Genomic DNA, 12,876 nt, shown 5'->3' on the forward strand with positions numbered 1-12,876 from the left:
GGGTATCGACATTCATCTCCGCGAAATGCCGCTTGACACTCTCCCACGCACCCTTCGCCGTAATCCCCATCGCCTTGTGGTCATACCCCGCCGAACCACCCGACGCGAACGCATCACCCAACCAGAAACCGTACTTCTTGGCGACATCGTTGGCGATATCGGAAAACGTCGCCGTCCCCTTGTCCGCCGCCACCACAAGATAGGTGTCATCACCGTCACGACGCACCACCCGCGCCGGCGGAATCACCTCACCACTGGCGTGATCGACATTGTCGGTCACATCCAGTAGACCGCTGATGAAGGTGCGATAGCACTCCACCCCTTCGCCCTGCAGGGCCTGCCGGTCGGTTGCCGGATCGCCACTGGGCGCGGGCGGGCGCTTCACCACGAATCCACCCTTGGCACCGACCGGCACGATCACCGCGTTCTTCACCGCCTGCGCCTTCACCAGACCCAGAATCTCGGTCCGGAAATCCTCCAGACGATCCGACCACCGCAAACCACCCCGGGCCACCGCGCCGAAACGCAGATGCACGCCCTCCACCCGCGGCGAATACACGAAGATCTCGAACTGCGGCCGCGGCCGCGGCAATTCGGCGATGGCATGCGGATCGACCTTCAGCGACAGGTAGTCACGCGGCAACCCCTCGGCGTCGACGACGTAGTAGTTGGTACGCAATGTGGCGGTTACGACACCGAGGATGGCGCGCAGAATGCGGTCGGCATCCAGGCTCACGACCTCGTTGATCCGTTCCCGCACCGCCGCACGCAGCTCGTCCGCACGTTCCGCGGAGGCCGAATCGGGATCGAACATGGCCTGGAACAGCCCGACGAACAGCCGCGCGATATCTGGCGAGGCGAGCAGAACGCGAGCGATATTGGCCTGACTGTACGGAAAGTCCGCCTGCTGCAAATACTTCGAATAGGCGCGCAAGATCGACACCGACCGCCACTGCAGTCCGGCCCGCAACACCAACTCGTTGAGCGGATCGCTTTCGGCCCGGCCGTGCCAGAGGGCGTCGAACGCCTCGGTGAAGCGCTCGCGTAAGCCGCGTTCCTGGGCGTCGAGGAGATCGAGCCGGTCGGCGGTTTCCACCAACTCGGCATCCATATTGCGGTACAACGACATTCGCAGCAGGTCGGGTCGCGCCTGCAAACCGAAATCGTAGATCCAGGCCATCCGGCCGTCGCCGAACTCGACCTCGTAGGGCCGTTCGTCGACCACCTCGACACCGAGGCTCTGCAGCAGTGGCAGCACCTGGCTCAGCGAAATACCGCTGCCGATGTACAGGGTGAATCGCCACGATCCGGGCGCGGCGTCCGGCCTGCGATACAGATGTTGATCGATGGTCTCGCCGTCGAGGCGCTCCAACCGCACGATATCGGCCAGCGCCCGGGAAGGTCCGAAATCCTCCTTGTACCCGTCGGGCAGTGCGGCCGCATAGCGTTGCACGACAGCGGGATCCAGCACCGTGGACCGGGCGACCTCGTCGCGGAGATGGTCGTCCCAGGTGCGGCTGGCCTCGGCGAGCAGATTCTGAATCCGCACGCGGTTGGCCTCGGAGGTATCCACCCGAGTGCCCGGTTCGGGCAGATGCACGGTGAAATACACACTGGCGAGCTCGTTTTCGGACACTCGCGCCGAATAGTCGATCGATACACCGCCCAACTCGCGAACCAGGATGTCCTGGATCTCGAGCCGAACCCGCGTGGTGTAGCGGTCGCGTGGCAGGTACACCATGGCGGCCACGAAACGACCGTAGGAATCCTGGCGGAGGAACAGCCGCACCTGTCGACGCATGCCCACGCTGAGCACGGCGCTGGCGGTCCGCCGCATCGTGTCGATATCCGAGGAGAACAGTTCGGTGCGCGGGAAGGACTGGATCACCTCGAGCATCGCCTGGCCCGAGAACGATTCCAGATCGAATCCGCATTGTTCGATCACGGTGCGCACGCGGCGCGCGATCACCGGAATATCGAGCACGTTCTCATGCAGGGCGGCGACGGTGAACACCCCGATGAACAGATGTCCGCCGACGACCGTGCCCGAGGCGTCGGCCTCCGCGACGCCGATGAAATACGGGTAGACCGAGCGGTGCACCGTCGCCGGGACCAGCCCCTGAGTGAGCATCAGCAGCGGACGCCGGCCGCCGTTGACGGGAACCTGGAAGTCGGTCCCGACGTTGGGTCGCAGGACACCGAGGCAACTGTCCGGCACGACAACGGATTTCGCTTCCGCACCGGCTACGGGGCGACGCTGGAAGCGGGCGTAGCCGAGGAGGGTGAAATGCCCGTCTGCCAACCAACGGAGCAGATGCGCGCAGTCCACCAGATCGGTGACCGGGTAGGGCGAAGACCCCGCGTCCGCCGTCCGGATCAGCTCGCGGGCGAGGCGATCCTGCACCGCCCGCATCGCTTCGGTATCGCCGATGACCTGCCGTACGTCGGTGAGCACATCGGGCACCTCGGCCTCGATGCGCTCGAGGACGTCCCGGCTCGTGGATGGATGCAGCTGCACATGAATCCAGGATTCCCGCAAGCCGGTGACACCGTTGCCGTCGACCTCGTGCGGGGCCGCGGAATGCAGCCGCCCCTCGTCGTCGCGCATCACCTCGAAGATCGGATGGATCACTTCGCTGACGGTGGCGCCGATCCGGGTGAGGGCGGAAGCCACCGATTCGACGAGCAGACGCATGTCGTCGGTGACCAGTTGCACTGCCGCCCCGATGCCGCTGCCGTCGTCGGGGTGGTACACCCGCACGCGCGCCGTGCCAGGGGGACGTTGCAAGCCCAGTTCGAGATGCCTTCGGAAGACCAGCGCCGAACTTCCGGTGATCGCACAGTCCACATCGCCGGCATCCACGTGACGGAAGTAGGCCGATTCGAGCGTTGCGAGTTCTCCCCGCAGCGGCTCCGGCAGACTCTCCGCCCACGCGTTACTGGACAATTCGGACGAGACCGTCATTTTTTTCGCCAACTCCCTCGGATTCGGTTCCGCAACAAAGTGACGCCGGGGTCGAGAGTAGCTGGGCAGCCGAGGCGCCGGGGTGGATTCCTTCTAAACCCTCGGCGACGCTCAGCTACCTCGAACGGGCCGGTTGGTACGCCCGTGTTCGCAGCCTACGCCGAGACCGGGGTAGGCCGCGATGACGTTGCGCCCCTAGGAGATTGGCGCACGCCCGGGTGGTCGGTCGACTGCGCGAGCCGAAAGATCAGTCGCGAGTCAGCTTACGATGGGTAACGCGATGCGGACGGGCCGCCTCCGGGCCCAGACGCTCGACCTTGTTGGCCTCGTAGGCCTCGAAGTTGCCCTCGAACCAGAACCACTTGGCCGGATTCGAGTCGTCGCCTTCCCACGCCAGGATGTGGGTACACGTGCGGTCGAGGAACCACCGGTCATGGGAGATGACCACGGCGCAACCGGGAAAGTTCTCCAGCGCGTTCTCCAGCGAGCCGAGAGTCTCCACATCGAGGTCGTTGGTGGGCTCGTCGAGCAGGATCAGGTTGCCGCCCTGCTTGAGGGTCAGCGCCAGATTCAGGCGGTTCCGCTCACCACCGGACAGCACACCGGCCGGCTTCTGCTGATCCGGGCCCTTGAAGCCGAAGGCGGAAACATATGCGCGCGAAGGCATTTCCTGATTGCCGACCTCGATGTAGTCGAGCCCGTCGGACACCACCTGCCAGACCGTCTTCTTCGGGTCGATGCCGGCGCGGTTCTGGTCGACATAGCTCAGCTTCACCGTGTCGCCGACCTTGACCTCGCCGCTGTCGGGCTGTTCCAGTCCAACGATGGTCTTGAACAGCGTCGACTTACCGACACCGTTCGGGCCGATCACGCCGACAATCCCGTTGCGCGGCAGCGTGAACGACAGATCCTTGATCAGCTGCCGGTCGCCGAAACCCTTGTCCAGGTGCTCGACCTCGACCACCACATTGCCCAGGCGCGGACCGTGCGGAATCTGGATCTCCTCGAAGTCCAGCTTGCGCATCTTCTCCGCTTCGGCGGCCATCTCCTCGTAGCGACCGAGGCGGGCCTTGTTCTTGGCCTGGCGGGCCTTGGCGCCCGAACGCACCCAGGCCAACTCCTCCTTGAGCCGCTTCTGCAGCTTCTGATCCTTCTTGCCCTGGACCTCGAGTCGTTCGGCCTTCTTCTCCAGGTAGGTGGAGTAGTTGCCCTCGTACGGGTAGGCCCGGCCGCGGTCGAGCTCGAGGATCCAGCCGGCAACATTGTCCAGGAAGTACCGGTCGTGCGTGACCGCGAGGACCGCGCCCTGGTATTGGGCCAGATGCTGTTCGAGCCAGTTGACGCTCTCGGCGTCGAGGTGGTTGGTGGGCTCGTCGAGCAGCAGCAGATCCGGCTTGCTCAGCAACAGTTTGCACAGCGCCACCCGGCGGCGCTCACCGCCGGAGAGGTTGCCGACCGGCTCGTCCGGCGGCGGGCAGCGCAGTGCGTCCATGGCCTGCTCGAGCTGGGAGTCGATATCCCACGCGTCGGCGTGATCCAGGTCCTCCTGCAGCTTGCCCATTTCCTCCATGAGCTCGTCGGAGTAGTCGGTGGCCATGAGTTCGGCGATCTCGTTGAAGCGGTCCAGCTTCACCTTGATCTCGCCGAGGCCTTCCTCCACGTTGCCGCGGACGGTCTTCTCCTCATTCAGCGGCGGCTCCTGCTGCAGGATGCCGACCGTCGCTCCGGGCGCCAGGAACGCGTCACCGTTGTTGGGCTGGTCCAGTCCGGCCATGATCTTCAGCACGCTCGATTTACCGGCGCCGTTCGGACCGACGACGCCGATTTTGGCGCCCGGAAGGAAGTTCAAGGTCACATCGTCGAGGACGACCTTGTCGCCATGCGCCTTGCGAACTTTCTTCATCTGGTAAATGAACTCAGCCATGTAGGAAAGCCTATCGGTGTCGGAACCAGTGGGTCGAAACGGAGGACCGCGCGAGCGGAGCAGAGGTAACGGTAGTCATCCGGCGTCGGCGGCCGCCGCGGAGACCGGCTCGACGGTAGTCGATCCCGCGCCCGCGGCGGGGCCGGACTCGCCCGGCGGCGCCTGTGGCACCGCGTCGTCCCCTTCGGGGACAACGTGTAGATCCGGACCGGAGTTCCGCGCGCCGCCCCGCCGCATCACCGGAGCCGCACAGCGACCCAGGTCGGGCCCCAGCGCGGCGGCTCGCATCTCGAGGTCGTGGCGTTGCACACCTTCCCTGGTCCGGTACTCATTGGTACGCAGCTGGCCATAGGCGATGATCGGATCGCCGCGACGGATGGATGCGTCGACCCCCTCCACCAGCCGGCGCCAGCAGGTCACCGTCAGAAACAGGGTGCCGCTGTCCACCCAGCCGCCGGTATCGCGATCGAAGCGGCGGGCATTGCTGGCCATCCGGAAGCTGATCACCTGTTCCCCACCCGGCAGGCTCCGCCGTACCGGATGTGTGACGACGGTGCCGATGACCGCGGTATTCGCCTCGTACATGGATGTCCCCCTTCGTGATTCGACTGCGACCCGTCCGCGGCGCCCTCGGCCGACGTGACCTAGCCAGCGTCGCCGATGCCGCGATGCCTCACCAGCCCCGGATGCGAATATGTGGACAACTCACGCGGGTGTGAACAGGCCCCGTTCCGGAGTTCGCGTGGTCAGAGGTTGCTCACGTCCGTATTGGCGCCGCACAGCACGATCACCGGCCGCTCGCCGGGGTCCGGGACATAAGCCCCACTCTGTACCGCGGCCAGGGCGACCGCGCCCGCCGGCTCCACGACCAGGCGGAATTCCCGCCACAGGTATTCGCGTGCCATCGCGATCGCGTCGTCGCCCACCAGGACCGAGCCGACGCCGTAGCGGATCGCGGTATCGAGCGCGATGTCGCCGATCCTGGTAGCGCCCAGCGCATCCGCCGCGATGCTGTCGACCGGCACATCGACCGGGCGCCCCGCCGACAACGCCGCGTACAACGTCGGCGCGCCCGTGGGTTCGACGCCGATCACCCGTGACCGTGGGCCGAGCGCGATCGCGATACCGGCCATCAGTCCCCCGCCGCCGACCGCCATCAGCACCGGCGGCCGCCCGCGCACCTGGCGCTCGATCTCGAGTCCTACCACACCGGCCCCCGCAACCACCGCCGGCAGATCGTAGGCGTGCAGTTGCAGCGCGTTCCGCTCCGCGGTCACCGCGTCGGCGTGGCGTTTGGATTCGGCGTAGGTCGTTCCGTGCCACAGCACTTCCGCCCCGTACCCCCACATCGCCGCGACCTTGGTGTGCGGGGCGGTTTCCGGGACGACGACGGTACAGGGGCGGCCGCGCAACGCGCAGGCCAGCGCCGCGGCGATCCCCGCATTGCCACCGGAGGCGATCACCACCGGCCGACCGTCGTCCTCGGACTGCAGCAACGCATTGAGACTGCCCCGCACTTTGAACGTGCCGCCGTACTGCAGATGTTCGAGCTTCAGAGTGACCTTGACCGGCCCCTCGGGACCGGCCACCTCGGTGTGGAACACGGGCGTGACCCGCACGTCGCTACCCAGCCGCTCGCGGGCGGCCCGGATATCGGCGCGGAACAGGCGCGGAATCCGCGCGGGCGCGTCGGTCACGGTTTCCCCTCGCGGTCGCGTTTGGCCAGTTCGGCGAACATCGCGTTGTGCGCGGCGAGGGCGGCGTCGTGGTCGCGCTCGGCGGCCCGGTCGAAGCGCTTGGCCGTGCGGTTGTCGCTGCGCGACCACTGCACCAGCAGCGCCAGCATCACCAGGACCAGCGGAATCTCACCGCTGGCCCAGGCCAGTCCGCCACCGGTGCGCTGATCGCCGAGCAGATCGGTATTCCAGCTCAATCCGAGCCCGCGATAGAACCACCCGCCCATCACCGTGGTCATGCTCATCAGGGCGACGCCGAAGAAGGCGTGGAACGGAAGCGATCCGAACACCATGCCGACCTTCGCGAGCGGCTGGACCTGGCGCGGTTTGGGGTCGATACCGAGAACGACCCAGTAGAACAGGTAGCCCGACACCAGGAAGTGCAGATTCATCACCAGGTGAGCGCCGTGCTCGCCGACCACCGCATCGAAGATGCCGCCCAGATACAGCGCGTAGAAGCCGAGGATGAACAACGCCGCCGCGACAGCCGGCTGGGTCAGGAAACGGGAGACCGGATTGTGCACGGCGGCCAGCACCCATTCCCGCGGCCCGGGGGGTGCATCGCGACCCGCGGCGGGCAGGGCGCGCAGGGCCAGCAGCACCGGGCCGCCCAGCGCGAACAGCACCGGCGCGAGCATCGACAGCAGCATGTGCTGGGCCATGTGCACGCTGAACATGGCCGGGGCGTACCGGCCCACCCCGGAACTCGTCGCGATCAGCAGCACCGCACAGCCGCACAGCCACGCCACGGTCCGGCCGACCGGCCAGGCATCGCCGCGTACGCGCAGTCGCCGCACGCCCACCAGATACAGCACCGCCAGCACGATGGCGAGCGTGCCGAACATGATGTCGAAGCGCCAGTCGAACAGGATGCGGGCGATGGTCGGCGGCCCGGCGAGGTTGTACCCGAGTTCGACCTCCGCGGGCGAGGGCACCCGCTTCAGATCCGGCGGCGGGGTGCGGCCCAGCCCGACGGCCAGGCCGATCGTGGCCGCGAAGATCAGCACCTCGACTCCGGCGTAACTGACCAGGGCCGAGCGGTCGCGGGGATTGTGGGCCAGCGCCGGAAGGGCGCGGCGGCGCTGGAGGAATCCGGCGACACCGAGCAGGCAGAGTGCGACCGTCTTCGCGATCACCAGCCGGCCGTAGGTGGTGGTGAACAGTTCATCCCACGGCACCCGCACCCAGGCATTGAGCACACCCGACACCGCGACGACCGCGAACGCACACGTCGCCACCAGGGAGAATCGCCGTGCGGCGAGACCGGTGTACTTTCCGCCGCGCATGGCGTACGCGAGGACCGCGAACAGGCCGCCGACCCAGACGGCCATACCGACCAGGTGCAGGATCAGGCTGTTCGTCGCGACATCGTGCGCGCCACCCGACGACGAATGCCCGGTCAGCGCAACCGGAATCAGGCACAGCAGCGACCAGGCGAACAACACGGGCGTCCAGCCCCAGCGCAAGGCCAGCCGGCAGCCGATGGCGAGCAGAATCGCCATGATCGCGGTGGCGCGCCAGGATCCCGCGACATCGACCTTGCCGATGGCGTGCCAGATCTGATCGGGCCGCAACACCGAGCGCACGGGCTGGCCGGTGGTGTCCGACAGGGTCAACGGCACCAGCAGAGCCGAGGTCACCGCCCAGGCCAGCGCCGCGATCCCGGCGCGACGAAGGGCCCGGTAACCGCCGACATCCAGCAGGCCGTCGCGCTGCGGTGGGCACAGGAAGGCCGCGAAGAGCAGCGACCCGACCGCGATCGCGGCCGAGAAATCGGCCACCGCCCGCACTGCGGGCAGGCCGTAAGTGGTCAGCGGACCGGGGTCGGGAATGCCGAGCAGCGTCAGCGCCTGCGCCGCGGACAGACTCACCACGATCGGCGCGACCAGCGCGGTCAGACCTACCGCCACCACCGCCAGCACCGGGAACGCCGTCGCCTCCGGCCGCACGGCCTGAGGGTCGGTTTCGACGGGCGGGTCCTGCGGTAACGACATACTATTCAGCGTAGTTGGCGGCCCACCTCACAGCCTTTCGGGCCCGAATCCGCCCGCTCGCTGTGACGAGGGCGACAGTCGTCCACGGCGTCGTCGATAATCAGCACCGATCTGGACGCTCGCTATAATCAACTCGCTGGACACGCTGCCTCAAACCGGGCATGGTGTTTGGTACTGCCATGCCTCCGTAGCTCAGTTGGATAGAGCAAGGGCCTTCTAATCCCTAGGTCGCAGGTTCGATTCCTGCCGGGGGCGCTTCACCGCTCTGACCTGCGTATATTCCGGGTCGGACTGTGGGTACCCACTCGCTTCAACGGCTAAACGCCGAGAAATCTCGCGGAAGATCGGTCGCAGGGCGAGCCGCGCCCTTCGTCGGGCAGTTGGCGTCCGCAACCCGACTATCCCCGAGTCTCCGGCCGCCCGTCAGCTCCTGTGTTCCACCGGGAAGCCTGCGTTAGCCAGCCGGTTGATCGATGGGTGTTCAGGCAGATATCGGCCGGTCTGTTCCGGTTTCCAACCGGATCCACCGTTCCGGCCGATCCACCGGAGTGACGGGCCGTCTATGCCCTGCGCCGCATCGGTTTCCGCAACGAGGCCGACGCCTTCCTGGGCTGGATGCTCGACGCGTTCGAGCGCAGCGGCGAGCCACGCACCTCACCGCGCACGCTGCACGAGGTGGGACTTCCCGCGGGCAGCAGGATCGTCCTCGAGAAACCGGTCGGCGAAGATCGCGACAGTGCCGAGAAACTGAATCGGCTACTGGCCGATCCGGTGGCCGAGCGAGCCGTCTTCCGGGTAGACCACTTTCTCGCCATGATCACCGTGCAGAATCTGCTCGGCAGCGGGCTGGCCGATCGCGTACTCGAATCCAGGTGGAACAGTGCGCATATCGCCAAGGTGGAGATCGTCTGAAACGAAACCTCACCCTTTCGAGGGCAGGGCCGGATACTACGACCACTGACCGGATGATCTCTCCCGCGCCGTGAGCGACGATCGAAGCACCCTCCGGAACGCCTGCGGCCCACCACATCCGTGATGTGGTGGGCCGGGTGTGTCGTGATGGGTGGTCAGGCCGCGCTGCCGCTGGCCCCCAGCGCAGCCAACATGTCCACGAGCACAGTCAGAAAGTCCATTCGGGTCTTACCTTTCGATTCAGCGGAGGGTGCCAGCATGCATGCCCAACGTTGCCGCAAGGTTATGCGCCGGTGAAGTCGAGTCGCCCGGACGAGAACCGAATATCCGCATTGAGAGATTGCCATTCTTCCACAATGATGGCGGTGGCTTGTGACCCGCTGTTGTCGGCGCGGCGATTCGGCGTCGGCGAGGCGCAGCGATTCGGCGTCGTCAGCCGGGAATGCGCGTCTTCATGGAAAAGCGAGCGCCGCAATGGATTCCCGAGGGGCTTCCCGAGGGACTTCCCACCTCCGACGAGCGCCGGCCTCAGGGCAGCATGCCGTAGGCGCGGGTGGGATGCAGACGCGCGATCACACGGCGGTCGGCGACCATCGCGCGGCGATAATCCGCCCAGTCCGGGTGCTCGCCGCTGAGCGCCCGGTAGTAGGCGATCAGCTCCTCGACGGTGGCATCATCGGTGGTCGCGGCCACCGGGGTCAGTTCGACATCGACCTCCAGGACGGCGTAGGCCCAGAAGTCGTCACGGGTGACGTGCAGGGCCGCCCACGGCTCCCGGCGCAGGTTGGCGTACTTGGCCCGGTCCGCCGTGATGGAGATCCGGATGATGCCGTCTGGGGCGACCCCGTGCGTGACGTTCGACAGCTGCGGGCGGCGGTTGCGGCGCAGGGTGGTCAGGACGGACCGCGAGGTCGTACGGGCGAAGTCGAGCGCGGTGTCGATTTCCATACGCGCTGCAACCCCGGGCGGGCAGACACTGTTCCCCTACGGCCGCAACTCATTCCGACGGCGCGGCGGCCCGCGACGCCGAGTCGGGCAGATGTACCAGCACCAGGCCGATGCCCGCGATCAGGAAGTTCTGCAACGCCGCCGACGAGGCGTTGACCTCTTTGTTCGCCCACATCCGGAACCACTCCCCGCCGACGGTCAGGAACGCCCCCGCGAACAGGAGCACCGCCATCGTCCAGCCGATACTGGACAGTTTCGCCGCGGCGCCGGGCCGCACCGGCACCCGGCGTGGCCGCCCGCTCAGCTCCCGCAGCCAGCAGGCCGCGGCAACCAGCAGCACGAGGGCGATCGAGAACTCCCAGACAACCACGAGAATGTAGACGACGAGCGCGACGTTGCCGTTGGTGAGAGCACGCCAGTCGGTGCCAGGATTGTGGATCGTGGCCCGCATCGACAGCACGGCGGCCACCCCTCGGCGGTTGGTGACGGTGTCGGTGCAGTTGGTGATCGCGACGAACAAGTAGTAGAAGCCGGTGATCGTCGCCAGTACCGCCACCGCCGTCCGGCGACTACCGAGCACGTCGAGAATTCCCGCACCGCCGATTCGCATGACGCTTACCTAAACGGTTCGGCGAAACCGCGTCAACCGCAGCGACTTCCCAGCAATGACCATGTGCGAAGGGGCTTTTCGCGGCGGGCGGAGCTTCGCACGATCTCGTCCAGCACCGCCCGCGGCAAGGGAATCCCGCGATGGGTACCTGTCGATCGCCCACCGGCAGCGTCCCAGCTGTCACCATGGTCTGCGGGACTCGCCGTCCCCACCGAATCGAATCAGAGGAGCGTGATCGCATGCCCGCCGAAACCCCGGCGACCGAATCCGTGGACGCCATCGTCATCGGCATGGGGCCCGGCGGCGAGGCCGTGGCGACCGAATTGGCGCGCGCCGGACTCGCGGTGGTCGGCGTCGAAGGCCGGTTGCTGGGCGGCGAATGCCCCTACTACGCCTGCGTGCCGACCAAGATGATGGTGCGCGCCGCCGAGACCCTGGCCGAGGCGCGCCGCGTGGGCAGACTCGCGGGAAGTGCCCAGGTGCATGCCGATTGGGCACCGGTGGCGAAGCGGATCCGCGACGAGGCGACCGACAACTGGGACGACAAGGTCGCGGTCGAACGGTTCGAATCCGCCGGCGGCGCCTTCGTGCGGGGCTGGGGGCGCATCACCGGTCCGGGCCAGGTCCGCGTCGATACCGCCGACGGACCGCGCGACTTCCGCGCCCTGCGGGCAATCGTGCTGAATCCCGGCACCACCCCGTCCGTACCGCCGATCGAGGGCCTGGCCGACACCCCGTATTGGACCAATCGCGAGGCGGTGACCACCACCGAGGCACCCGAATCGCTGATTGTGCTCGGCGGCGGACCGGTCGGCGCGGAATTCGCCCAGATCTTCTCGCGGTTCGGCGCCGAGGTGACGATGGTCGTGCGCAGCCGGCTGCTCCCGCGCGCCGAGCCCGAGGCCGCCGACATGCTGGCGAAAGTCTTTGCCGAAGAGGGCATTTCGGTCCGCACCGGCGTCGAGGCCACCCGGATCGACCACGACGGCAGCTATTTCACCGTGCGACTGAGCAACGGCGATCCGATCCGCGCCCAGCGCCTGCTGGTCGCCGCCGGCCGCTACACCGATCTGTCCGCGCTGGGCGTCGGCGCCGTCGGCCTGGACGAGCAGGCGCACGGCATCCGGGTCGACGACCGGCTGCGCGCCGCCGAAGGGGTCTGGGCGATCGGCGACGTCACCGGACACGGCGCCTTCACCCACATGTCCATGTACCAGGCGCGCATCGCCGCCGCGGACATCCTCGGCTCACCCACCGAACCCGCGCAGTATCACGCGGTTCCCAATGTCACCTTCACCGAACCGGAGGTGGGCGCGGTCGGGATGACGGAGGCGCAGGCCCGCGAGGCCGGACTGAGCGTCTGGACCGGACGGGCCGAGGTCCCGGATTCGACCCGCGGCTGGATTCACGGGCCCGGTAACGCTGGATTCGTGAAGCTGGTCGCCGACGCCGATCGCGGCATTCTGGTCGGCGCCACCTCGGTCGGCCCGGTCGGCGGCGAGGTGCTGAGCGCCTTGGCCGTCGCGGTGCACGCTCGGGTTCCGGTCACCACGCTGCGGGAGATGATCTACGCCTACCCCACCTTCCACCGCGCGATCGAGGCCGCTCTCGGCGATCTCGGCTAAGCCTCGATCCACCGACGGGCGTGCGCCCTGTCGGTGTGCCGTGAATGAGAAAGTGCCCTTCGAGCTGGGATGATCACTGTTGTCTAGGCAATGATCGGTCCGGTTCAGAAGGACACTTCGGGTGCAAGTTTCGCATAGGTTCGCTGCGGAGTCGGCGGTGTT

Annotated in this window: 9 protein-coding genes and 1 tRNA gene; 3 read left to right on the forward strand and 7 right to left on the reverse strand. The window is 67.1% G+C overall.

Going from position 1 to position 12,876, the window contains the following annotated elements:
- From C5E41_RS32075 to C5E41_RS32095, 5 genes are all read right to left on the reverse strand, one after another.
- The coding region (locus C5E41_RS32075; RefSeq protein ID WP_146097773.1) for an NAD-glutamate dehydrogenase domain-containing protein at nucleotides 1–2,965 on the reverse strand (2,965 nt) is incomplete at its 3' end.
- 247 nt (nucleotides 2,966–3,212) lie between these two features.
- The gene (gene ettA / locus C5E41_RS32080; protein WP_104379433.1) at nucleotides 3,213–4,889 is read right to left on the reverse strand and encodes an energy-dependent translational throttle protein EttA; all 1,677 of its coding nucleotides are present in this window, start codon (nucleotides 4,887–4,889) and stop codon (nucleotides 3,213–3,215) included.
- A 75-nt stretch (nucleotides 4,890–4,964) separates the two neighbouring features.
- Nucleotides 4,965–5,474, reverse strand: a complete 510-nt coding sequence (locus C5E41_RS32085; RefSeq protein WP_104379434.1) for a single-stranded DNA-binding protein — start codon at nucleotides 5,472–5,474, stop codon at nucleotides 4,965–4,967.
- A gap of 161 nt (nucleotides 5,475–5,635) precedes the next feature.
- Nucleotides 5,636–6,586, reverse strand: coding sequence for a threonine/serine dehydratase (locus C5E41_RS32090; RefSeq protein ID WP_104379435.1), 951 nt, complete (start codon nucleotides 6,584–6,586; stop codon nucleotides 5,636–5,638).
- A complete protein-coding gene (locus C5E41_RS32095) occupies nucleotides 6,583–8,619 on the reverse strand; it encodes a cytochrome c oxidase assembly protein (RefSeq protein ID WP_104379436.1) in 2,037 nt (678 codons plus the stop codon). The genes C5E41_RS32090 and C5E41_RS32095 overlap by 4 nt, the downstream gene beginning before the upstream one ends.
- Nucleotides 8,620–8,800: 181 nt before the next feature.
- Between C5E41_RS32095 and C5E41_RS32100 the strand changes: the two genes are divergently transcribed.
- Nucleotides 8,801–8,874: transfer RNA gene (locus tag C5E41_RS32100), tRNA-Arg, on the forward strand.
- Nucleotides 8,875–9,234: 360 nt separating this feature from the next.
- A complete protein-coding gene (locus C5E41_RS32105) occupies nucleotides 9,235–9,531 on the forward strand; it encodes a hypothetical protein (RefSeq protein ID WP_104379437.1) in 297 nt (98 codons plus the stop codon).
- Between the two features lie 528 nt (nucleotides 9,532–10,059).
- On the opposite strand, the gene C5E41_RS32110 is transcribed toward C5E41_RS32105, so the two are convergent.
- Both C5E41_RS32110 and C5E41_RS32115 read right to left on the reverse strand, forming a co-directional pair.
- On the reverse strand, nucleotides 10,060–10,479 hold the full coding sequence (locus tag C5E41_RS32110; RefSeq protein WP_104379438.1) for a PPOX class F420-dependent oxidoreductase: 420 nt from the start codon (nucleotides 10,477–10,479) through the stop codon (nucleotides 10,060–10,062).
- Nucleotides 10,480–10,528: 49 nt separating this feature from the next.
- A complete protein-coding gene (locus C5E41_RS32115; RefSeq protein WP_104379439.1) occupies nucleotides 10,529–11,089 on the reverse strand; it encodes a DUF2165 domain-containing protein in 561 nt (186 codons plus the stop codon).
- A 239-nt stretch (nucleotides 11,090–11,328) separates the two neighbouring features.
- Between C5E41_RS32115 and C5E41_RS32120 the strand changes: the two genes are divergently transcribed.
- Nucleotides 11,329–12,714, forward strand: coding sequence for a dihydrolipoyl dehydrogenase family protein (locus tag C5E41_RS32120; protein ID WP_104379440.1), 1,386 nt, complete (start codon nucleotides 11,329–11,331; stop codon nucleotides 12,712–12,714).
- The last annotated feature ends 162 nt before the right edge of the window (nucleotides 12,715–12,876 follow it).

The sequence above is a fragment of the Nocardia nova genome, assembly GCF_002933465.1.
GTDB lineage: Bacteria > Actinomycetota > Actinomycetes > Mycobacteriales > Mycobacteriaceae > Nocardia > Nocardia nova_B.

Bases quoted from the DNA above. Each gene is read 5' to 3' on its own strand.
- C5E41_RS32085 (WP_104379434.1), bottom strand. From the start codon at position 5,474: ATGTACGAGGCGAATACCGCGGTCATCGGCACCGTCGTCACACATCCG.
- C5E41_RS32095 (WP_104379436.1), bottom strand. From the start codon at position 8,619: ATGTCGTTACCGCAGGACCCGCCCGTCGAAACCGACCCTCAGGCCGTG.
- C5E41_RS32105 (WP_104379437.1), top strand. From the start codon at position 9,235: ATGCTCGACGCGTTCGAGCGCAGCGGCGAGCCACGCACCTCACCGCGC.
- C5E41_RS32110 (WP_104379438.1), bottom strand. From the start codon at position 10,479: ATGGAAATCGACACCGCGCTCGACTTCGCCCGTACGACCTCGCGGTCC.
- C5E41_RS32120 (WP_104379440.1), top strand. From the start codon at position 11,329: ATGCCCGCCGAAACCCCGGCGACCGAATCCGTGGACGCCATCGTCATC.
- C5E41_RS32115 (WP_104379439.1), bottom strand. From the start codon at position 11,089: ATGCGAATCGGCGGTGCGGGAATTCTCGACGTGCTCGGTAGTCGCCGG.
- ettA (WP_104379433.1), bottom strand. From the start codon at position 4,889: ATGGCTGAGTTCATTTACCAGATGAAGAAAGTTCGCAAGGCGCATGGC.